Origin of the sequence: Streptococcus mitis (assembly GCF_001074635.1) — a bacterium.
Taxonomy (GTDB): domain Bacteria; phylum Bacillota; class Bacilli; order Lactobacillales; family Streptococcaceae; genus Streptococcus; species Streptococcus mitis_E.
This window is the reverse complement of sequence record NZ_JUQO01000124.1, coordinates 1-23,065: the sequence shown is the minus strand read 5'-3', so window position 1 is coordinate 23,065 and position 23,065 is coordinate 1. Positions and strand designations below refer to the sequence as shown.

General features: G+C 39.7%; 20 protein-coding genes. 16 read left to right on the top strand and 4 right to left on the bottom strand.

Annotated features, from left to right (window positions below):
- The 6 genes from ADI58_RS05245 to ezrA form a co-directional block, all read left to right on the top strand.
- Positions 1 to 1,899: bifunctional DnaQ family exonuclease/ATP-dependent helicase (locus tag ADI58_RS05245; RefSeq protein WP_049521729.1), on the top strand; the 1,899-nt coding region annotated here is incomplete at its 5' end.
- A gap of 36 nt (positions 1,900 to 1,935) precedes the next feature.
- Positions 1,936 to 3,159: an FtsW/RodA/SpoVE family cell cycle protein gene (locus tag ADI58_RS05240; RefSeq protein ID WP_049521728.1), complete on the top strand. Its 1,224-nt coding sequence runs from the start codon at positions 1,936 to 1,938 to the stop codon at positions 3,157 to 3,159.
- 10 nt (positions 3,160 to 3,169) lie between these two features.
- Entirely contained in the window at positions 3,170 to 3,724 is a 555-nt protein-coding gene (locus ADI58_RS05235; protein ID WP_049521727.1) for a DJ-1 family glyoxalase III, read from the top strand.
- Positions 3,725 to 3,809: 85 nt separating this feature from the next.
- Positions 3,810 to 4,373 carry an HAD family hydrolase gene (locus ADI58_RS05230; protein WP_049521733.1) on the top strand — a complete coding sequence of 188 codons (564 nt, stop codon included), beginning with the start codon at positions 3,810 to 3,812 and terminating at the stop codon, positions 4,371 to 4,373.
- A gap of 14 nt (positions 4,374 to 4,387) precedes the next feature.
- Positions 4,388 to 6,334, top strand: coding sequence for a DNA topoisomerase (ATP-hydrolyzing) subunit B (gene gyrB / locus ADI58_RS05225; RefSeq protein WP_049521726.1), 1,947 nt, complete (start codon positions 4,388 to 4,390; stop codon positions 6,332 to 6,334).
- Between the two features lie 81 nt (positions 6,335 to 6,415).
- The gene (gene ezrA / locus ADI58_RS05220) at positions 6,416 to 8,143 is read left to right on the top strand and encodes a septation ring formation regulator EzrA (protein ID WP_049521725.1); all 1,728 of its coding nucleotides are present in this window, start codon (positions 6,416 to 6,418) and stop codon (positions 8,141 to 8,143) included.
- Between the two features lie 171 nt (positions 8,144 to 8,314).
- Here ezrA and ADI58_RS05215 read toward each other — a convergent pair whose 3' ends face one another.
- The 4 genes from ADI58_RS05215 to ADI58_RS05200 form a co-directional block, all read right to left on the bottom strand.
- Positions 8,315 to 8,614: a DUF1827 family protein gene (locus ADI58_RS05215; protein ID WP_000767184.1), complete on the bottom strand. Its 300-nt coding sequence runs from the start codon at positions 8,612 to 8,614 to the stop codon at positions 8,315 to 8,317.
- 58 nt (positions 8,615 to 8,672) lie between these two features.
- The gene (locus ADI58_RS05210) at positions 8,673 to 9,125 is read right to left on the bottom strand and encodes an NUDIX hydrolase (RefSeq protein WP_049521724.1); all 453 of its coding nucleotides are present in this window, start codon (positions 9,123 to 9,125) and stop codon (positions 8,673 to 8,675) included.
- Positions 9,126 to 9,255: 130 nt separating this feature from the next.
- Positions 9,256 to 11,514, bottom strand: a complete 2,259-nt coding sequence (locus tag ADI58_RS05205; protein WP_049521723.1) for an ATP-dependent Clp protease ATP-binding subunit — start codon at positions 11,512 to 11,514, stop codon at positions 9,256 to 9,258.
- Between the two features lie 230 nt (positions 11,515 to 11,744).
- The gene (locus ADI58_RS05200; RefSeq protein WP_000443570.1) at positions 11,745 to 11,975 is read right to left on the bottom strand and encodes a DUF1797 family protein; all 231 of its coding nucleotides are present in this window, start codon (positions 11,973 to 11,975) and stop codon (positions 11,745 to 11,747) included.
- 189 nt (positions 11,976 to 12,164) lie between these two features.
- On the opposite strand from ADI58_RS05200, the gene ADI58_RS05195 reads away from it, so the two are divergent.
- The 10 genes from ADI58_RS05195 (at position 12,165) to ADI58_RS11665 (ending at position 22,913) form a co-directional block, all read left to right on the top strand.
- Positions 12,165 to 12,848 carry an amino acid ABC transporter permease gene (locus ADI58_RS05195; RefSeq protein WP_001011642.1) on the top strand — a complete coding sequence of 228 codons (684 nt, stop codon included), beginning with the start codon at positions 12,165 to 12,167 and terminating at the stop codon, positions 12,846 to 12,848.
- Positions 12,848 to 13,582 (top strand): amino acid ABC transporter ATP-binding protein, encoded by a 735-nt coding sequence (locus ADI58_RS05190; protein WP_049521722.1) that lies wholly within the window; start codon positions 12,848 to 12,850, stop codon positions 13,580 to 13,582. Before ADI58_RS05195 ends, ADI58_RS05190 begins: the two co-directional genes overlap by 1 nt.
- Positions 13,583 to 13,735: 153 nt before the next feature.
- Positions 13,736 to 14,593 (top strand): bifunctional methylenetetrahydrofolate dehydrogenase/methenyltetrahydrofolate cyclohydrolase, encoded by an 858-nt coding sequence (locus ADI58_RS05185; protein ID WP_049521721.1) that lies wholly within the window; start codon positions 13,736 to 13,738, stop codon positions 14,591 to 14,593.
- Positions 14,594 to 14,730: 137 nt separating this feature from the next.
- Positions 14,731 to 15,552, top strand: coding sequence for a hypothetical protein (locus ADI58_RS05180; protein WP_049521720.1), 822 nt, complete (start codon positions 14,731 to 14,733; stop codon positions 15,550 to 15,552).
- A gap of 13 nt (positions 15,553 to 15,565) precedes the next feature.
- Positions 15,566 to 16,405 (top strand): NAD(P)H-hydrate dehydratase, encoded by an 840-nt coding sequence (locus tag ADI58_RS05175; RefSeq protein WP_049521719.1) that lies wholly within the window; start codon positions 15,566 to 15,568, stop codon positions 16,403 to 16,405.
- A 297-nt stretch (positions 16,406 to 16,702) separates the two neighbouring features.
- Positions 16,703 to 17,386: a ribose-5-phosphate isomerase RpiA gene (rpiA, locus tag ADI58_RS05170; RefSeq protein WP_049521718.1), complete on the top strand. Its 684-nt coding sequence runs from the start codon at positions 16,703 to 16,705 to the stop codon at positions 17,384 to 17,386.
- A gap of 23 nt (positions 17,387 to 17,409) precedes the next feature.
- Positions 17,410 to 18,621 carry a phosphopentomutase gene (locus ADI58_RS05165; RefSeq protein ID WP_049521717.1) on the top strand — a complete coding sequence of 404 codons (1,212 nt, stop codon included), beginning with the start codon at positions 17,410 to 17,412 and terminating at the stop codon, positions 18,619 to 18,621.
- 1 nt (position 18,622) lies between these two features.
- The gene (locus tag ADI58_RS05160; protein ID WP_049521716.1) at positions 18,623 to 19,183 is read left to right on the top strand and encodes a DUF1697 domain-containing protein; all 561 of its coding nucleotides are present in this window, start codon (positions 18,623 to 18,625) and stop codon (positions 19,181 to 19,183) included.
- The gene (locus ADI58_RS05155) at positions 19,180 to 19,989 is read left to right on the top strand and encodes a purine-nucleoside phosphorylase (RefSeq protein ID WP_049521715.1); all 810 of its coding nucleotides are present in this window, start codon (positions 19,180 to 19,182) and stop codon (positions 19,987 to 19,989) included. The genes ADI58_RS05160 and ADI58_RS05155 overlap by 4 nt, the downstream gene beginning before the upstream one ends.
- Positions 19,990 to 20,180: 191 nt before the next feature.
- The gene (locus ADI58_RS11665) at positions 20,181 to 22,913 is read left to right on the top strand and encodes a galactose-binding domain-containing protein (protein WP_080982472.1); all 2,733 of its coding nucleotides are present in this window, start codon (positions 20,181 to 20,183) and stop codon (positions 22,911 to 22,913) included.
- Positions 22,914 to 23,065: the final 152 nt, after the last annotated feature.

Below are 23,065 nucleotides of genomic sequence, written 5' to 3'. Positions count from 1 at the left end.
GATGCTCTCTTATATGAGTCTTACCTAGTTATTGAAGAAATTTATCGCAGTCAATCTATCCTGAGTTCTCCAGACTTGGTCCAAGTTCAAGGGCTATATTTCAAGAAAACGGCTGCTCCCCTAGAGCTACGAAAACTATCTCAAGATTTTTCTAAAAACATTTCTCTATTGAACCTTGAAGTGAGGGAGGAACAAGAAAGTTTTGCTAAAGAGGTTGGCTTGCTATTGAAAGATGAGCCTGTCTCTCTGATTCAAGCTCCGACTGGGATTGGGAAAACCTATGGCTATCTCTTACCCGCTTTATCTCAAGCTAAAGAGCGTCAAATTGTCCTTAGCGTTCCGACAAAGATTCTTCAAAATCAGATCATGGAAGAAGAAGGTAAACGTCTCAAGGAAGTGTTCCATATAGATATTCATAGTTTAAAGGGACCACACAATTATCTGAAGTTGGATGCCTTTTATCGTTCCTTGCAGGAAAATGATGAAAATCGCTTATTTAGACGCTTTAAAATGCAACTCTTGGTCTGGCTGACTGAGACAGAGACAGGAGATTTGGATGAAATCGGGCAACTCTACCGTTACCAACATTTTCTAACAGATCTTCGTCATGACGGGAATTTATCATCTCAGAGCTTATTTGTGACGGAAGATTTTTGGAAACGTAGTCAAGAAAGGGCACAAACCTGCAAGCTTTTAGTGACCAATCATGCCTATCTTGTAACCAGACTGGAAGATAATCCTGAATTTGTCAGTGACCGTTTATTGATTATTGATGAAGTTCAAAAAATCTTGTTGGCTCTAGAAAATCTGCTTCAAGAGACTCACGATATCCAGTCTATTATCGATTTGCTTGATAAGGCTTTACTGGAGGAGCAAAATAAGGTCCAGCAACGAATACTAGAAAGTATTCGCTTTGAGTGCCTCTACTTGATTGAACAATTTCAGTCTGGGAAATCTAAGAAAAATATATTAGATTCTCTGTTCAATCTCCATCAATATTTTTCAGAATTAGAAGTAGAAGGCTTTGAGGAGCTGGTTCGCTATTTTACAGCTGACCGAGATTACTGGCTTGAAGCAATTGAAACGAGTCAAAAGAAAATTCAGATTTCTTCTACAAAATCAGGACGTATTCTTCTATCTTCTTTAACATCTAATTCATGTCAAGTCTTGGGAGTGTCGGCCACTCTTGAGATTAGTCAGAGGGTTTCTTTGGCAGATCTTTTAGGCTATCCTGAAGCCAAATTTGTTAAGATTGAAGCACGGGGAAAACAGGATCAAGAAGTGATCTTGGTCAAAGATTTCCCCTTGGTAACAGAAACGTCCTTAGAAATCTACGCCAAAGAGGTAGCTGATTTGCTGATGGAAATTCAAGCTTTCCAGCAACCGATTTTAGTTCTCTTTACTGCTAAAGACATGCTTTTAGCAGTATCGGATTTACTTCCAGTTAGCCACTTGGCCCAGTATAAAAATGGGGATGTTCATCAACTGAAGAAACGCTTTGAAAAAGGTGAACAACAAATCCTGCTTGGTGCAGCAAGTTTCTGGGAGGGGGTTGATTTTTCAAGTCATCCTTTTGTGATTCAAGTTGTACCAAGACTTCCTTTCCAAAATCCTCAAGAGCCCTTGACGAAAAAGATCAATCAGGAACTGAATCAGGAAGGAAAAAATGCCTTTTATGATTATCAGTTGCCAATGGCCATTATTCGTTTAAAGCAAGCTTTGGGAAGAAGTATGAGATGCGAACACCAACGTTCCTTAACCCTTGTTTTGGATAGGAGAATTGTTGGAAAGCGATATGGCAAACAGATAGTAGCATCTCTAGCAAAAGAAGCGACCGTTAAAACCGTCTCTCGATCCGAAGTTGATGAGGCTATTGATAAATTTTTAAATGAACTTTGATAAATAGTATAGTATGAAAGTATAAGGTTAGTGTATATGAAACGTTCTCTCGACTCCAGAGTCGATTATAGTTTGCTATTGCCAGTATTTTTTCTACTGGTTATTGGCGTGGTGGCTATTTATATAGCCGTTAGTCATGATTATCCAAATAATATTCTGCCCATTTTAGGGCAGCAGGTCGCCTGGATCGCCTTGGGGCTTGTGATTGGTTTTATCGTCATGCTCTTTAATACAGAGTTTCTTTGGAAGGTGACCCCCTTTCTATATATTTTAGGCTTAGGACTTATGGTCTTGCCGATTGTCTTTTATAATCCAAGCTTAGTTGCATCAACGGGTGCCAAAAACTGGGTATCGGTAAATGGTGTTACCTTGTTCCAGCCGTCAGAATTTATGAAGATATCCTATATCCTCATGTTGGCTCGTGTGATTGTCCAATTTACAAAAAAACATAAGGAATGGAGACGTACAGTTCCGCTGGACTTCTTGTTGATTTTCTGGATGATTCTCTTTACCATTCCAGTCCTAGTTCTTTTGGCACTTCAAAGTGACTTAGGGACGGCTTTGGTTTTTGTAGCCATTTTCTCAGGAATCGTCTTGCTATCAGGAGTTTCTTGGAAAATTATTATCCCAGTTTTTGTGACTGCTGTAACAGGAATTGCTGGTTTCTTAGCTATTTTTATCAGCAAGGACGGCCGGGCTTTTCTTCATCAACTGGGAATGCCGACCTACCAAATTAACCGTATTTTGGCTTGGCTCAATCCATTTGACTTTGCCCAAACAACCACTTACCAACAGGCTCAAGGACAGATTGCCATTGGAAGCGGTGGCTTATTTGGACAAGGGTTTAATGCTTCTAATCTGCTTATTCCAGTTAGAGAGTCTGATATGATTTTCACGGTCATTGCAGAAGATTTTGGCTTTATTGGCTCAGTCCTTGTTATTGCCCTTTATCTCATGCTGATTTACCGTATGTTAAAGATTACTCTTAAATCAAATAATCAGTTCTACACCTATATTTCCACAGGTTTGATTATGATGTTACTCTTCCATATCTTTGAGAATATCGGTGCCGTAACAGGTTTGCTTCCTTTGACTGGGATTCCATTACCTTTCATTTCTCAAGGGGGATCAGCTATTATCAGTAATCTGATTGGTGTTGGCTTACTTTTATCAATGAGTTACCAGACTAATCTAGCTGAAGAAAAGAGCGGAAAAGTTCCATTCAAACGGAAAAAGGTTGTATTAAAACAAATCAAATAAGGAGAAAATCATGGTAAAAGTAGCAGTTATGTTGGCTCAGGGCTTTGAAGAAATTGAAGCTTTGACAGTTGTGGATGTTTTGCGTCGGGCAAGTATCACTTGTGATATGGTTGGGTTTGAAGAGCAAGTGACTGGTTCGCATGCAATCCAAGTAAGTGCAGATCGTGTTTTTGATGGTGATTTATCAGACTATGACATGATTGTTCTTCCTGGCGGGATGCCTGGTTCTGCACATTTGCGCGATAATCAGGCCTTGATTCAAGAGTTGCAAAGCTTCGAACGAGAAGGAAAAAAACTAGCAGCCATTTGTGCTGCGCCAATTGCTCTCAATCAAGCAGGGCTATTGAAAAACAAGCAGTACACTTGTTATGACGGCGTTCAAGAGCAAATCCTTGATGGTCACTACGTCAAGGAAACAGTAGTGGTAGATGGTCATTTGACAACCAGTCGAGGCCCCTCAACAGCCCTTGCCTTTGCCTATGAGTTGGTGGACCAACTAGGAGGAGACGCAGAGACTTTACGAACAGGAATGCTCTATCGAGATGTCTTTGGTAAAAATCAGTAAAACGGGAGTCAAACTCTCGTTTTTTTATGTGGAAAACTCAGGGAAATCATCGCTTTTTTCATAAAAAAATGCTATAATGAAGGGTATGAAATATCACGATTATATCTGGGATTTAGGTGGAACTTTACTGAATAATTACGAAACTTCAACAGCTGCATTTGTTGAAACATTGGCATTGTATGGCATCACACAAGACCATGATAGTGTCTATCAGGCTTTAAAGGTTTCTACTGATTTTGCGATTGAGACATTCGCTCCCAACTTAGAGAATTTTTTAGAAAAGTACAAGGAAAATGAAGCCAGAGAGCTTGAACACCCGATTTTGTTTGAAGGAGTTTCTGAATTATTGGAAGACATTTCAAATCAAGGTGGGCGTCATTTCTTGGTTTCTCACAGAAATGATCAGGTCTTGGAAATTTTAGAAAAAACCTCTATAGCAGCCTATTTTACAGAAGTGGTGACTTCTAGCTCGGGTTTTAAGAGAAAGCCAAATCCTGAGTCCATGATTTATTTAAGAGAAAAGTATCAGATTAGCTCTGGTCTTGTTATTGGTGATCGGTCGATTGATATCGAAGCAGGTCAAGCAGCAGGATTGGATACCCACTTGTTTACCAGTATCGTGAATTTAAGACAAGTATTAGACATGTAAGAAAAAGGAAAAAGATGACAGAAGAAATCAAAAATCTGCAGGCACAAGATTATGATGCCAGTCAAATTCAAGTTTTAGAGGGCTTAGAGGCTGTTCGTATGCGTCCAGGGATGTATATCGGATCGACCTCAAAAGAAGGTCTTCACCATCTAGTCTGGGAAATTGTTGATAACTCAATTGATGAGGCCTTGGCAGGATTTGCCAGCCATATTCAAGTCTTTATTGAGCCAGATGATTCGATTACTGTTGTCGATGATGGGCGTGGTATCCCAGTCGATATTCAGGAAAAAACAGGTCGACCTGCCGTTGAGACTGTCTTTACTGTTCTTCACGCTGGAGGAAAGTTTGGCGGTGGCGGATATAAGGTCTCAGGTGGTCTTCACGGAGTGGGGTCCTCAGTTGTTAACGCTCTTTCAACTCAATTAGACGTTCATGTCCACAAAAATGGTAAAATTCATTACCAAGAATACCGTCGTGGTCATGTTGTTGCAGACCTTGAGGTGGTTGGAGATACGGATAAAACGGGAACAACAGTTCACTTCACACCGGACCCAGAAATCTTCACTGAAACAACAACCTTTGATTTTGATAAATTAAATAAACGAATTCAAGAGTTAGCCTTTCTAAATCGCGGTCTTCAAATCTCCATTACAGATAAGCGTGAAGGTTTGGAACAAACCAAGCATTATCATTATGAAGGTGGGATTGCTAGTTACGTTGAATATATCAACGAGAACAAGGATGTAATCTTTGATACACCAATCTATACAGACGGTGAGATGGATGATATCACAGTTGAGGTAGCCATGCAGTACACAACTGGTTACCATGAAAATGTCATGAGTTTCGCCAATAATATTCATACACATGAAGGTGGAACGCATGAACAAGGTTTCCGTACAGCCTTGACACGTGTCATCAACGATTATGCTCGTAAGAATAAGTTACTAAAAGACAATGAAGACAACCTGACAGGGGAAGATGTTCGCGAAGGATTAACTGCAGTTATCTCAGTTAAACACCCAAATCCACAGTTTGAAGGACAAACCAAGACCAAATTGGGCAATAGTGAAGTGGTCAAGATTACCAATCGCCTCTTCAGTGAGGCCTTCTCTGATTTCCTTATGGAAAATCCACAGATTGCCAAACGTATCGTGGAAAAAGGGATTTTAGCTGCTAAGGCTCGTGTGGCTGCCAAGCGTGCGCGTGAAGTCACTCGTAAAAAATCTGGTTTGGAAATTTCCAACCTTCCAGGGAAACTAGCAGACTGTTCTTCTAACAATCCTGCTGAAACAGAACTCTTCATCGTCGAAGGAGACTCAGCTGGTGGATCAGCCAAATCTGGTCGTAACCGTGAATTTCAGGCAATTCTTCCAATCCGCGGTAAGATTTTGAACGTTGAAAAAGCTAGCATGGATAAAATTCTTGCTAACGAAGAAATTCGAAGCCTTTTCACAGCGATGGGAACAGGATTTGGTGCAGAATTTGATGTTTCGAAAGCTCGTTACCAAAAACTCGTTTTGATGACCGATGCCGATGTCGATGGAGCCCACATTCGTACCCTTCTTTTAACCTTGATTTATCGTTATATGAAACCAATCCTAGAAGCTGGTTATGTTTATATCGCCCAACCACCAATCTATGGTGTCAAGGTTGGAAGCGAGATTAAAGAATACATCCAGCCAGGTGCAGATCAAGAAATCAAACTCCAAGAAGCCTTGGCCCGCCACAGTGAAGGACGTGCCAAACCAACCATTCAGCGTTATAAAGGTCTGGGTGAAATGGATGACCACCAATTGTGGGAAACAACCATGGATCCTGAACATCGCTTGATGGCCAGAGTTTCTGTGGATGACGCAGCTGAGGCAGATAAAATCTTTGATATGTTGATGGGGGATCGAGTAGAGCCTCGTCGTGAGTTTATCGAAGAAAATGCCGTCTATAGTACACTTGATGTCTAAAAAATCGGGAGAAGTAGTTCCCTTGGTCTAAAAAATATGATATAATCATTACGATTGTTTCAAGTAAAAAAGGAGTTTAATATGTCTGCTAGACTAGTAATTTATTTGATAATTGCAGTTGCAGTTTTATTGGTCATTGCTTATGCTATCGCAATCTATGTAAGGAAACGCAATGAAAGTAAACTAGCAATTTTAGAAGAGAAAAAAGAAGAACTGTACAATCTTCCAGTTAATGATGAAGTTGAAGCTGTAAAAAATATGCACTTGATTGGACAAAGTCAGGTGACTTTCCGTGAATGGAATCAAAAATGGGTTGATTTATCTCTTAATTCTTTTGCCGATATCGAAAATAATCTTTTCGAGGCAGAAGGCTACAATAACTCATTCCGTTTTTTCAAAGCGAGTCATCAAATCGATCAAATCGAGAGTCAAATTACTTTGATTGAAGAAGATATTGCGGCAATTCGCAATGCCTTGGCAGATTTGGAGAAACAAGAGTCTAAAAATAGTGGACGTGTTCTTCATACCTTGGACTTGTTTGAAGAGTTGCAACACCGAGTTGCTGATCATTCTGAAGAATATGGCCAAGGTTTATCTGAAATTGAAAAACAATTGGAAAATATCCAATCAGAGTTTTCTCAGTTTGTAACTTTAAATTCGTCTGGTGACCCAGTAGAAGCTGCTGTGATTTTGGATAATGCTGAAAATCATATCTTGGCTTTGACACATATTGTTGATCGTATACCAGCAATTGTAGCAACATTATCTAAAGAGCTACCTGATCAACTGGAAGATTTAGAAGATGGCTACCGTAAGCTTTTAGATGCTAATTATCATTTTGCTGAAACGGATATTGAAGCGCGTTTCCAACTGCTTTATGAAGCTCTCAAGAAAAATCATGAGAATATTGCGAAACTAGAATTGGATAATGCAGAGTACGAAAATACTCAAATCCAAGAAGAGATTAATGCACTTTATGATATCTTTACAAGAGAAATTGCGGCACAGAAAGTAGTAGAAGGTTTAGTATCAACACTTCCTACTTATCTTCAACACATGAAGGAAAATAATGCTTTATTGATAGAAGACATTGAGCGTTTGAGTAAAAACTATTTACTTTCTGAGTCAGATGCAAGTCATGTTCGTCGTTTACAGGGTGAATTAGAAAACTTTGAGACTGCTATTATTGAGGCAACTTCAAATCAAGATGAACCAACTCAAGCATATTCAATTCTTGAAGAAAATCTTGAATCTTTACAGGAAAATCTTAAAGAGATTGAAGATGAACAGATTTCAGTTAGTGAGCGTCTTGCACGAATTGAGAAAGATGATATCAATGCACGTCAAAAGGCAAATGTATATGTTAATCGTCTCCATACAATCAAGAGATATATGGAAAAACGGAACTTACCTGGTATTCCACAAACTTTCTTGAAGTTATTCTTTACAGCAAGTAATAATACGGAAGATCTAATGGCTGAATTAGAGCAAAAATTGGTCAATATAGAATCAGTTAACCGTATTCTTGAAATTGCAACGAAGGATATGGAAGAGCTTGAGACGGAAACTTATAATATTGTACAGTATGCAACCTTGACAGAACAACTATTGCAATATTCTAACCGCTACCGCTCATTTGATGAACGTATTCAAGAAGCATTTAACGAAGCTTTAGATATTTTTGAAAAAGAATTTGATTATCGCGCTTCGTTTGACAAGATTTCTCAAGCATTGGAAGTGGCAGAGCCTGGTGTAACCAACCGATTTGTTACCTCGTATGAGAAAACACGTGAAACGATTCGTTTCTAAAATAATAAAAAAGATTTGGTTTTGTGAGAAGCAGAATCAAATCTTTTTTATTTGTCTATAAAATCTTGTATGATAAGATCTCAAGATAAAAAATTGGAGACGATTTAAAAAGCAAGTCAGAACCTATGTTTGGTCTATAAGGTTCAATAGCTTTCTAATCTCTCCAAAATTTTACTTGGTTGGAATCGAAATCCCAATTAATTTTTCTGAGTAGAGTGTCTTGATATTGGCTTCATCAATAGAGTCCTTATCAATTTTACGTTTCAAGAAAAATTCTTGGATGGCTTCGATTTCAGTTTCTCGAATAGCACGGTGTTTATTTGAGATGAGGATTTCATAGTGAAGCGGAGCTTGGGTAAAAATAACATCTGTATTTCCAGCAGAATAGACCTCAACAAGGGTTGCATCTGTACTCTCTAGCTGGCCTTTTACAAGTTGCGAGTGTGAGTTTGTCGTATTGATAAGCTTCATAATATTTCCTCCGATTTTCTAATACTATTATAGCACTTTTTGAATAAAGTCGCTTGATTTAGTCAATCTTATGCTGTTTTTTCCAAGATTCAATAGCCCATTTATGGCTACCACGTTTGAGATTTTCAATAGCCTCATCAATAGGGAACCAGGCAATATGATTAAAGTCTTCTAGTGGTTTTTGAACTTCCTTGAAAGATGTCGCTTCATAGAGGTAGGCAGGATTGTAGTAGTAGGTATCACGGTGACGAGAGTAGAAATATTCGTCAGCTTGTCCGTAATAGACACCAATTTCAGCTGTGAATCCAAGCTCTTCAATCAATTCACGTTTTAGGGCTTCCTGATGATTTTCCCCTGCTTCAATTTCGCCACCTGGTAAGAACCAAGCACCATTAGGAGCTTGAACTAAAACTATTTGTTTTTGTTCAGCGTCAGGGATAACTGCATACACTCCATAGCGTGCAACATAGTCTGTATTCGCTTTTTTTTCTCCGAAAGTTGGGTTTGCCATTGCATTTTCCTCATTATCTAGTATCGTTATTATTATCATAATGGACAAAGGGCAAGCTGTCAAGAAATTACAGTTATTTTAGTAAAAAAGAAGCAGAAACATTTCATTTTCTACTCCTTTTTTATAGAATTTATTTTTCTGTTTCAGAAGTTTTAACTTCAGCTTTTTTGGCAGACTTGATTTGAATCTTGCCTTTGCTGGTCATAACTGCCTTGAGGTCTTTTTCGCTTGGATTTTCAAGGTAGTAGTCAGTGATTGCGTCTTCAATATAGTCTTGAATAGTACGGCGAAGTGGGCGTGCCCCCATTTTTGGATCATAGCCGAGGTTAACCAACTTTTCCTTGACCTTTTCAGTTACATCTAAATGAATGTTGTTGCTAGAAAGGCGCTTATTAACGTCTGCTAGCATAAGCTCGACAATCTGAAGGAGGTTATCCTTGCTGAGAGCCTTAAATTCGATAATACCATCAAAACGGTTCATAAACTCTGGGCTAAAGAAGTTACCGAGTTCACCAAGAACAGAGTTGGTACGTCCTTCGCGAGCAGCCCCAAATCCAACGCTGGCTTCGACCTTACCTGTCCCTGCATTTGAGGTCATGATAATAATGGCATCCTTGAAGCTAACGGTACGTCCTTGCCCATCTGTCAAACGACCATCGTCCAAGACCTGAAGAAACATGTGCATAACATCTGGATGGGCTTTCTCTACTTCATCCAAGAGAATAAGAGAGTAGGGATTGCGGCGAACTTTTTCAGTTAATTGCCCAGCCTCATCGTAGCCAACATAACCTGGAGGGGCACCAACTAATTTAGCTACACTGTGTTTTTCCATGTATTCACTCATATCGAAGCGAATCATACTGTCAGCAGAACCAAAGAGTTCGATTGCCAGTTGTTTAGAAAGTTCTGTCTTACCGACCCCAGTTGGCCCGACGAAGAGGAAGCTTCCGATTGGGCGGTTAGGCGTACCGAGACCAACCCGATTACGTCGAATAGCCTTAGCGATCTTATCGACAGCATCGTCTTGCCCAATAACATGAGACTTGAGATCTTCGGCTAGATGGATGAGTTGAGATTGTTCTTTCTCTTTTAAATCACCAACAGGAATATTGGTTTTCTGCTCGATAATATGTTCAATGGTTTTCTCACTGATAATAGGAGTATCCTGGTCTGTGACCTTTTTCTTTTGCATTTCCTTATACTTGGCAATCTGGTCGCGGAAATAAGCCGCCTTCTCAAAATCTTCCTCTCGTGTAGCTTGAGATTTGAGATTTTCAGCCTCAATCAAGCGTTGATCAATCACTTTAGGATCGACAAAATTCAAGGTCAAGTTCATCTTAGAACCAGCTTCATCTAGGAGGTCAATGGCCTTGTCAGGCAAGAAGCGATCTTGGATGTAGCGATTAGAAAGAGTTGCAGCTGCTTCAATTGCAGCATCAGTATACTGAACGTGGTGGTAGTCTTCGTATTTCTTTTGAATTCCTTTGAGGATAGTGATTGTTTCTTCCACTGTTGGTTCATCAACTTTGACAGGCTGCATACGACGCTCTAGGGCAGCATCTTTTTCAATGATACGGTATTCATTGAGGGTAGTGGCACCGACCAGTTGCAGTTCCCCACGAGCAAGGGCTGGCTTGAGGATATTTCCTGCATCCATATTGCCATCGCCCGCAGAACCAGCACCAACAATTTCATGGATTTCATCGATAAAGAGGATGATGTCCTCACGTTTGCGAATTTCTTCCATGAGTTTTTGCATGCGTTCTTCAAATTGTCCACGGATACCCGTTCCTTGAACCAAGCTAACAACATCCAGACGGATAACTTGTTTACCTTGGAGTTTATGTGGAACATCGCCATCAACAATTTTCTGAGCTAGACCTTCGACAACGGCCGTTTTTCCGACACCAGGTTCACCGATAAGAACAGGATTATTCTTGGTTCTACGATTGAGAATCTCGATGACACGAATAATCTCATCATCACGTCCAATAACGGGGTCGATATCGCCACGACGGGCAATCTCAGTTACATTGATACCAAATTCTTCCAGTAGGCCTTTTTCTTGGCTTGGAGGCGGAGTTTGAGCAGATCCATGATTTAGGGAGCCATAACCGCCGTTTCCACCGTAACCTCCACCTGATTGGGTTGGGGGAGTCGGTGGAGTGTTGTTAGAAGGTCTAAAATTGTTTAGGTCATTGAAGAAATCACCAAAAGGATCAAAGTCACGATTGTTCAAATCCGTCATGCCTTTAAAGAGACTGTTGTTAGGGTCTGTTTTGATAATCTTGTAGCAGTTTTGACAGAGGTCAATTTGTTTTTGCTTTCCATTGAGATTGGTATAAAGATGAATTGTTGAGTCGTTGATTTTACAGTTTTGACAAAGCATACATCTACCTCATTTCTTTCTTTAGCCTGACCTATTTAAAGGTCAAAAATAGTCAAATTTCTATACTCTCATTATAACAGGATTGGGGTGTAAAGCAAGTAAAAAGATTGCAGCTTTGAGAAGTTGTAACAATGAAAATCTTTGTGAATTTAGACTATAAAAAAATCCTATTTGTGAGACAAAAAGGATTGTGGTTAGACATGCAGGGTGTAATCCCAGCTTGCTTTGTATTAGTAAAGGAGTTCGTAAATCTCCATTGCAATCAAGTCAATGCTATCAAACGTATAAGTTTCGCGAGCTTCTACATCACGAAGGGTAAAGATTGATCCGTTTTCTTCGTCGTGGCTGTATGCAACTTCTGCAACAACAACTCCTTCGCGTTCAAAATTACGTTTTAAATTTCCGCCGTCTTTTGCCATTGCTTCAAGGCGGTTGATGATTCTAACCAAATGTGATTCCATTTTGATTCTCCTTCATTTCTTATCGTTACTATTTTACCATAAAGGAGGCCAAATTGACTAGAAAAAACTAAGATTTCTCGCTAATTCTACCAGCTTAAAGTTTTTTGAATAAATTAGACAAAAGATTTGAATTTTAATTCAATTCATGTTATAATCATACAGTATTCTATTTTAGAAAGCAGTGTGACTATGAATTTTTCTTTTTTACCTAAGTATTTACCTTATTTTAACTATGGGGCTGTTGTGACGGTTCTCATTTCTATCTGTGTTGTCTTTTTGGGAACTATTTTGGGTGTTGTCTTGGCTTTTGGGCAACGTTCAAAGTTTAAACCGCTTGTTTGGCTGGCCAACTTGTACGTTTGGATTTTCCGCGGGACGCCGATGATGGTTCAGATTATGATTGCCTTTGCTCTTATGCATATCAATGCTCCGACTATTCAGGTTGGAATTTTAGGTGTTGATCTTTCTCGTCTGATTCCAGGGATTTTGATTATCTCTATGAACAGTGGTGCTTATGTGTCTGAGACTGTTCGTGCCGGAATTAATGCGGTTCCTAAGGGGCAATTAGAGGCGGCCTATTCTTTAGGAATTCGTCCTAAAAATGCGATGCGCTATGTGATTTTGCCACAAGCAATCAAAAATATTTTGCCAGCATTGGGGAACGAATTTATCACAATTATCAAGGACAGCTCCCTCTTATCAGCTATTGGGGTCATGGAGTTGTGGAATGGGGCTACAACAGTTTCTACAACAACCTATCTACCTCTGACTCCACTTTTATTTGCAGCCTTTTACTACTTGATTATGACTTCTATTTTGACCGTAGCTTTGAAAGCTTTTGAAAAACGTATGGGACAAGGAGATAAGAAATAATGACAGATACCTTGATAAAAATCGAAAATTTACATAAATCATTTGGAAAGAATGAAGTATTAAAAGGAATCAACCTAGAGATAAAACGTGGAGAAGTTGTTGTTATCATCGGTCCTTCAGGGAGTGGGAAATCTACCTTGCTTCGCTCTATGAATTTACTGGAAGAAGCAACCAAGGGGAAGGTTATCTTTGAGGGAGTCGATATTACGGACAAGAAGAATGACCTCTTTGCCATGCGTGAGAAGATGGGCATGGTTTTCCAACAATTCAACCTCTTTCCTAATATGACTGTGATGGAAAATATTACCTTGTCACCTATCAAGACCAAAGGTGAGAGCAAGGTAGTGGCTGAGAAGAGAGCCCAAGAACTTTTGGAAAAAGTTGGTTTACCAGATAAGGCAACTGCTTATCCACAGAGTCTGTCGGGCGGACAGCAACAACGGATTGCCATTGCGCGTGGGTTGGCTATGGAACCTGATGTTTTGCTCTTTGACGAGCCAACTTCAGCCCTGGACCCTGAAATGGTTGGAGAAGTTCTAGCTGTTATGCAAGACCTTGCCAAGTCAGGAATGACCATGGTTATCGTAACACATGAGATGGGATTTGCCCGTGAGGTGGCAGATCGTGTCATCTTTATGGCAGACGGTGTGGTTGTTGAAGATGGGACACCTGAGCAGATTTTTGAACAAACCCAAGAACAACGGACTAAAGATTTCTTGAGTAAGGTTTTATAATCTATTTTAAAATTTCAAGACAAGATTAGTGAAAAGCTCGACTAGAGCTTTTTCTTATAGTTTGAAACTATAGGGTAGCCTAGGAAAGAAGTGTTAGAGGGGATTAGCAGTTTTTGGTATAATAGAAGATATTTGAAAGAAAAGAGAAGTGATATGACACAGATTATTGATGGGAAGGCTTTAGCGGCCAAATTGCAGGGGCAGTTGGCTGAAAAGACTGCAAAATTAAAGGAAGAAACAGGTCTAGTACCTGGTTTGGTAGTGATTTTGGTTGGGGACAATCCAGCTAGCCAAGTTTACGTTCGCAATAAGGAACGTTCTGCCCTTGCGGCTGGTTTCCGTAGTGAAGTAGTGCGAGTTCCAGAAACCATTACTCAAGCGGAATTGTTAGACTTGATTGCTAAATATAATCAGGATCCAGCTTGGCATGGGATATTGGTCCAGTTACCATTACCAAAACATATTGATGAAGAGGCAGTTTTGTTGGCCATTGACCCAGAAAAGGATGTGGATGGTTTCCATCCCCTAAACATGGGGCGTCTCTGGTCTGGTCATCCAGTCATGATTCCTTCAACACCTGCAGGAATTATGGAAATGTTTCATGAATACGGGATTGACTTGGAAGGTAAAAATGCGGTCGTCATCGGTCGTTCCAATATCGTCGGAAAACCGATGGCTCAGCTTCTTTTGGCCAAGAATGCAACAGTGACCTTGACCCATTCACGTACTCATAATCTTGCCAAGGTGGCTGCTAAAGCGGATATTCTGGTGGTAGCAATCGGTCGTGCCAAGTTTGTGACTGCTGACTTTGTCAAACCAGGTGCGGTAGTCATTGACGTTGGGATGAACCGTGATGAAAATGGCAAGCTCTGTGGGGATGTGGATTATGAGGCAGTTGCACCACTTGCTAGTCATATCACGCCAGTTCCTGGAGGTGTAGGTCCTATGACCATTACTATGCTGATGGAGCAAACTTATCAAGCAGCACTCCGGACATTGGATAGAAAATAAGAGAAAAATTTTCTGAGGAAAGTGTATTTTCTATAGCTATATCTAAAATGGCAGAAATGAATATTAAATTTTAGAAATAAGTTTATAAAAGGAGGTATGCGCCTCCTTTTTGTTGTATAATGGAGTGAGGTGATTAGATGATTTTAAAAATTCGTAATGGGGAATATAGTTTACAATGGGATGGAATATACTACTTAGCACTAATTGATTATCCAAATATTCAAGAGTGGGAATTAGAAAAAATTGCTAAATTTATAGCTTACGAAAAACTTCATAAACGTCAAACAAGTATTGAGTGTGCTGATTCTTGTTTAAAAAAAGAAATTTTAGATTACATCTGTCAGCATCCCTTTCTGCCACCATTTACCCCTACAGATAAAAGAGTAGCCTCGACTTATGATCTACATAAGAGGTTAGTGACTTCAGACTACTGTAGTCATACTACGACTATAGATGCAGCGATTTCTATCTTTAAAACAGGTCAGCTCTTATCTGCTGTGAAAGCCTTTGGGCGAGATGCTGAGGAGTTGGTTTTGGATAGTAGAAATGCTGCATCGGATCCGATAGATTATTTTGACTATGTCATGTTAGGGTGGTCAAATACAAGTTCTGGTTATCGATTAGCGATGGAGCGTTTATTAGGTCGAGCTCCTTCAGAGAAAGAATTACAAGACAAGTTTATTCCTGGAGTGAGTTTTCATTTTATCTATACAGATTTGATTAAAGTTACTGGTTATATTTTTGATGGCTATCATGTTGCAAAAATTAAGGATATGTTGAATTTATTTAGTGAGTTGTATATTTGTATTATTCCAACTCATAATAAGAGCCAAATTGAAAATATTATTCCAACTAAAATACAAGATAGGGTGCATTATCTTGACTATGCTGGAGAAGACTTAGAAGAGTGGACTAAGAAAGTCTATCAAGTTGTTTTAAAACAATCAGATAAAGGATAGTTGAGGAAAAAAGATGAAAGTGATTAATCAATCCTTACTAGAAAAAGTCATTATTGAACGTTCTCGTACCAGTCATAAAGGAGACTATGGCCGTCTGCTGTTGCTTGGTGGGACTTATCCTTATGGTGGTGCCATCATCATGGCTACTTTAGCAGCTGTAAAAAGCGGTGCAGGATTAGTGACTGTTGGAACGGACAGGGAAAATATTCCAGCTCTGCACAGCCATTTACCTGAGGCTATGGCCTTTTATCTTCAAGACCAGCAGTTGTTAAAAGAGCAATTGGAGAAGGCAGAAGTTGTCTTGCTGGGGCCTGGTTTACGAGACGATGCTTTTGGAGAAGATTTAGTTAAACAGGTCTTTGCTGGCTTAAAACAGAATCAGATTTTGATTGTAGACGGAGGTGCCTTGACTATTCTTGCTAGGACAAGTTTGTCATTTCCATCTAACCAGCTTATTCTAACTCCACACCAAAAAGAATGGGAAAAGCTGTCTGGTATTGCTATTGAAAAGCAAAACGAAGCTACAACAGCTAGTGCCCTAACTTCCTTCCCTCAAGGAACAATTTTGGTAGAGAAAGGTCCAGCTACTCGTATTTGGCAAGCTGGCCAATCTGATTATTACCAGTTACAGGTTGGCGGTCCCTATCAGGCGACTGGGGGAATGGGAGATACTCTGGCTGGGATGATCGCAGGATTTGTAGGCCAATTCCGACAGGCCAGTCTCTACGAACGTGTGACAGTAGCGACCCATCTCCATTCAGCTATTGCTCAAGAACTAGCTCAAGAACATTATGTGGTCTTGCCAACGGAAATTAGTAATTGTCTTCCTAAAGTAATGAAAAGATATGTCTAAAATAGTTAGACAAAAAATGTTGATAATTTGTATCATTATTCTTAATTCACAAAAAACGAACGTTTAGTATTCTTCTTGCTAAGAAACTAAATTTGTTCGTTTTTTTACTCTTATAAATCTATTTTTGTTAGAGTTTATTTGGTTTACATCCGTACTTAAAGTGATTTGTCAGAGCTCTACTTTTATTAAAAAAATTCAATTTCAAGGATAAATAAGCAGTATTCTAAAGGTACTTTTAGATGAAATAAAAGCCTTTACATGGTATAATAGAGGTAGCTCTTTAATGGAGGTGTTTGAGTGGAAAATCTGAAGAAAATGGCAGGTATCAAGGCTGCTGAATTTGTCAATGATGGCATGATTGTCGGACTGGGAACGGGTTCTACTGCCTATTATTTTGTCGAAGAAATTGGTCGTCGGATCAAGGAAGAAGGGTTACAGATTACAGCTGTAACGACTTCTAGTGTGACTAGTAAACAGGCTGAAGGGCTTAATATCCCGCTCAAGTCTATTGACCAAGTAGACTTTGTTGATGTGACGGTTGATGGCGCGGATGAAGTGGATAGTCAGTTTAATGGAATCAAAGGCGGTGGTGGTGCCCTCCTGATGGAGAAGGTTGTTGCAACGCCCTCAAAAGAATATATTTGGGTAGTGGATGAAAGCAAGCTGGTCGATAAACTGGGTGCTTTTAAATTGCCAGTAGAAGTGGTTCAGTATGGCGCAGAACAGGTCTTTCGTCGTTTTGAGCGAGCTGGCTACAAACCAAGTTTCCGTGAAAAAGACGGCCAACGTTTTGTGACTGATATGCAGAATTTTATCATTGACCTTGCCTTGGATGTCATTGAAGATCCAATTGATTTCGGCCAAGAATTGGACCATATCGTTGGTGTTGTAGAGCACGGATTATTCAACCAAATGGTGGATAAGGTAATCGTTGCTGGACGAGACGGGGTTCAGATTTTAACTTCAACAAAAGCAAGATAATTAAAATAATAAGGAGATACACTATGTCAAAATTTAATCGTATTCACTTGGTGGTATTGGATTCTGTGGGAATCGGTGCTGCACCAGATGCCAATAACTTTGTCAATGCAGGGGTTCCAGATGGAGCTTCTGACACACTGGGACACATTTCAAAAGCAGTTGGTTTGAATGTCCCAAACATGGCTAAAATCGGTCTGGGAAATATCCCTCGCGAAACTCCTCTTAAGACTGTACCAGCTGAAAGCAATCCAACAGGTTATGCAACAAAATTGGAAGAAGTATCTCTTGGTAAGGATACTATGACTGGGCACTGGGAAATCATGGGACTCAACATTACTGAGCCTTTCGATACTTTCTGGAACGGATTCCCAGAAGAAATCTTGACAAAGATCGAAGAATTTTCAGGACGCAAGGTCATTCGTGAAGCCAACAAACCTTACTCAGGAACAGCTGTTATTGACGATTTTGGGTCACGTCAAATGGAAACTGGGGAGTTGATTATCTATACTTCAGCTGATCCTGTTTTGCAAATTGCTGCTCACGAAGATATTATTCCTTTGGACGAATTGTACCGTATCTGTGAATACGCTCGTTCAATTACACTTGAGCGTCCTGCCCTTCTAGGTCGTATCATTGCTCGCCCTTATGTAGGTGAACCAGGTAACTTCACTCGTACAGCCAACCGTCGTGACTTGGCTGTATCCCCATTTGCACCGACTGTTTTGGATAAATTAAACGAAGCTGGTATCGATACTTACGCTGTTGGGAAAATCAACGATATCTTTAACGGTGTGGGTATCAACCATGACATGGGACATAACAAGTCAAATAGCCACGGAATTGACACACTGTTGAAGACTATGGGCCTTGCTGAGTTTGAAAAAGGATTCTCATTCACAAACTTGGTTGACTTTGATGCCCTTTACGGCCACCGTCGTAATGCTCATGGTTACCGTGATTGTTTGCATGAGTTTGATGAACGCTTACCTGAAATTATCGCAGCTATGAGAGAGAATGATCTTCTTTTGATTACTGCTGACCATGGAAATGACCCAACCTATGCTGGAACTGACCATACTCGTGAATATATTCCACTTTTAGCTTACAGCCCTAGCTTTAAGGGAAATGGTGTCATTCCAGTTGGACATTTTGCAGACATCTCAGCGACAGTTGCCGATAACTTTGGTGTTAAAACTGCCATGATTGGGGAAAGTTTCTTAGATAAATTGGTATAAGATGACGCGATATGCTTTACTGGTAAGGGGCATTAATGTCGGTGGGAAAAATAAGGTTGTCATGGCGCAACTTCGTCAAGAACTGACAGAGTTGGGACTGGAAAAGGTTGAGACCTACATCAACAGTGGCAACATTTTCTTTACTTCGACAGAACCCAAAGCTCGATTGGTTGAAAAATTAGAGACTTTCTTTGCAGTCCATTATCCATTTATTCAGAGCTTTTCTTTACTGAGTCATGAAGACTTTGAAGCGGAACTTGAAAATCTGCCTGAATGGTGGACCAAAGATTTGGCGCGAAAGGATGTGCTCTTTTACACGGAGAGCTTGGATGTGGATCAAGTGATCGAGAAAGTGAACAGTTTGGAACTGGAAGATGAAGTCGTTCATTTTGGAAGATTTGGGCTTTTCTGGGGGAAATTCTCTGAAGAATCCTACTCTAAGACTGCCTATCACAAGTACTTGCTCAAGATGCCTTTCTATCGCCACATTACCATTCGCAATGCTAAAACTTTCGACAAAATCGGTCAAATGCTAAAAAATAATAAAGGAGACACACAATGACATTTTTAGATAAAATCAATGAAACTGCCGCCTTCCTGAAAGACAAGGGAATCCAAGCGCCTGAGTTCGGTTTAATCCTTGGATCAGGACTTGGAGAATTGGCAGAAGAAATCGAAAATCCAGTTGTAGTAGACTATGCTGAGATTCCAAACTGGGGCCGTTCAACAGTAGTTGGTCACGCTGGTAAATTGGTATATGGGGAACTTGCAGGTCGCAAGGTTTTGGCTCTTCAAGGTCGTTTCCATTTCTACGAAGGAAATCCTCTGGAAGTCGTGACTTTCCCAGTACGTGTCATGAAAGTTCTTGGATGTGAAGGTGTTATTGTAACCAATGCAGCTGGAGGTATTGGTTATGGTCCTGGTACTTTGATGGCTATTTCAGACCATATCAATATGACGGGGCAAAACCCATTGATGGGTGAAAACTTGGATGACTTTGGTCCACGTTTCCCTGATATGTCTAAAGCTTACACACCAGAATACCGAGCTACTGCCCATGAAGTGGCTAAAAAACTTGGTATCAAGCTTGATGAAGGTGTCTATATCGGTGTTACTGGTCCAACTTATGAAACACCAGCAGAAATCCGTGCTTATAAGACGCTTGGAGCAGATGCGGTTGGTATGTCTACTGTTCCTGAAGTTATTGTGGCAGCCCACTCGGGTTTGAAAGTTCTAGGAATTTCATGTATTACTAACTTTGCAGCTGGTTTCCAAGAAGAACTCAACCACGAAGAAGTTGTAGAAGTTACTGAACGTGTTAAAGGTGACTTCAAAGGCTTGCTGAAAGCAATTCTTGCTGAATTGTAAAAAAATTGGTGATGGCATTAGACTAGAAATGAGGGGGAGTTCTCATCGTCTTTAGTAGAGAAGATTGGGTTTGTTGTGATTAAAAGAGGAACAAAAATCTAATCAACTACTATATCTTTAGTAAAAATTTATCACATGCTTATTTATCAATTATTGGTAAATAGGGGAAAATAAAAGAAAGTTAGAAAAGAATGAAAATCGGTCAACGAATGATGCGTTTTGGCATAAAAAAATTAAGTATCGGAGTTGTATCTGTTGCAGTTGGTTTTGTTTTTTTAGCACCGACAGGAATTTCTGCCAATGAAGGAAGTCCAGTTGTGAAAAATGAAAGTCCTCTAGTAGTAAATGCAACGGATAGTCCGACAAAACTAGAAAATACTGATAAAAAACAGGAAACGCCTCTTATAGAGGAAAGAGTGGCAGTTATCCAACCAGCTCCAGAAACAAAAGAAGTCCTTAAAAATCAGAAGGAAGAAGAAAAGCTGGAATCCCATAAAACAGAGCCTGCTCTAGTTCCTGAAGAAGTGAATAAAGAGGAAAATGTAAAGGATGAGTCTACAACTTCTCGTCCTGTGACAGCAGAAGATCTTTTGAAAATTTCAAAAGGAGAACTGCACTCCGAAAATGATTTGCTTGACAATTCTCTTTATGGTGAAAAAGTCCTTGATTTAGAAGGTGATGACGATCAGGATGGTATCAAAAATAAGGATGAGCTTTATGTTTATCGTAAAGATGGTAAGGACTATTTAGGATATAACAGTCATCCATTACTGGCAGACAGTGATGGAGACGGATTAGCAGATGGGGAAGATGATAATAAGAAACAATGGTATGTTACAGATCGAGATGCTCTTCTCTTTATGGAGTTATCCTATCGTGATGATGACTATATCGAAAAAATTCTAGATCATAAAAATCCATTTCCGAGTCTCTACTTGAATCGTCAAGAATATAAGATGATGCACAATGAGTTAGCCCCGTTTTGGAAGATGAAGAAAGCTTACCATACAGCTAGTGGTTTGGATGCTTATCTATTTGAAACTAAGAGTGATTTTCCTTATTTAAAAGACAATACTGTTCAAATGTTGGCTATACGTGGAACAAGACTGAATGATGCAAAAGATTTGAGAACGGACTTGACCTTGCTAGGAGGAAATAAACCTGCACAAGCGGATGATATCCGTAATGTTGTCAAAGAATTGGCGCAGGATTCCACTATAACCAATCTGTATATGACAGGTCATTCGCTAGGAGGCTATTTAGCTCAAATAGCAGCAGTTGAAGCCTATCAAAAATATCCTACTTTTTATAATAATGTTTTGAAAAAAGTGACAACATTTAATGCACCTAAGGTCATTACTTCAAGAACAATCTGGAATGCCAAAAATGGTTTCTGGGATGTAGGACTAGAAAGTCGGAAGCTTGCTGTAAATGGGAAAATTAAACATTATGTAGTGGATAACGATAATGTGGTTACATCTGTGCTACAAAATGATAGTGATGTTGTGACATCTACAGGAAGTGCCAATGTTAAACACCGTTCGCGTGGCTATTTTGAAAGCCGTATGAATGATATTCCAAACTTTAATATTGGAAAACGAACAACATTGGACAAGCAGGGTTACCGTGATCCAAAACTGGAAAAAATTTCTTTCTTTAAGAAACAACAAGTCCCTCTGTCATCTAGTCAACCAAGCGCTGAACCTCTTGAAAATATAGCTCTAGGGAAACGGGTTACCCAAAGTTCAACAGCTTTTGGAGGTGACGCTAGAAGGGCTGTAGATGGAAAAGTTGATGGGAATTATGCTCATCATTCTGTAACGCATACAGAGTTTCAATCTAAGCCTTGGTGGCAAGTCGATTTAGACAAGGAAGAAACGATTCGACAAATCAACATCTATAATCGAACAGATACTGCTCAGGATAGGCTTACTAATTTTAATGTGATTCTTTTAGATAGTTCTGGAAAAGAAATTGAAAGAAAGCGCATTGCATCTCTGAAAGATATCTCTGCACAAATTGCAATTGACTATAAAAAAGCTCGTTTTGTCCGCATTGAGTTAGATGGTTACAATGCTCTCAGTCTCGCAGAAGTTCAAGTTTTGCGTGCTGAGAATATCGCATGGAAAAAGCAAGCACGCCAAAGTTCTACCGAGTTTGGAGGAGATGCTAGTCGTGCCTTGGATGGAAATACCAATAGTAGCTACAGCCAGCAATCAATTACTCATACAAAATTTGAAAATCAGCCTTGGTGGGAAGTTGATTTAGGTCGTACAGAACAGGTAGGACTTGTCCGTCTTTACAATCGTGGAGATGGCGAACTTTCCAAACGTTTGGCAGATTTTGATGTGATTTTATATGATGAAAAAGGGACAGAAGTTGCTAGACAATATGTTTCTCGTTTGGAAGGAAGCAGTTTAGATCTCCAGTTGAATGGTAAACTAGGTCGCCGTGTCCGTATTCAATTGCGTCAGAAAAATCAAGCTCTCAGTCTTGCAGAAGTAGAAGTGTTTCGGTTTATAGCTAAGAATGCTGTGACACCACTAACTTCAAAGCCAGTACAAGTGTTAAATTACACTCCTGTAAAAGATAAAACCCTAACTATTCAGCATAGTGGGGCTTACATTGCACGCTATTCTATAACTTGGGAAGAAGTTACAGTAGATAAAAATGGTCATTCAGTTGTTCGAAGTCATTCTTGGGAAGGAAATGGACGTAACCAGACTGCAGGTTTTGTCCTCAACCTCCCAATCAAAGAAAATATGAGAAATCTGCGAATTAAGCTTGAGAAAAAGACAGGTCTACTATGGAATAGATGGCAAACAATCTATGAAAACAGACCAATTTTAGCTCAACCGCACCGTAAAATTACCCATTGGGGTACGACATTGAATTCCAAGGTGAGTGACGATGATGTCTTGTAGTCTGATGGTACAATGACAGTTAGTTTGTCTAGTTTATAAGAAAGTACTACCTGAGCTTGAATAGAACTCAGGTAGCTCTCTGTGAAAGAACAAAATTAATACTCAATGAAAATCAAAGAGCAAACTAGGAAACTAGCCGCAGGCTGCTCAAA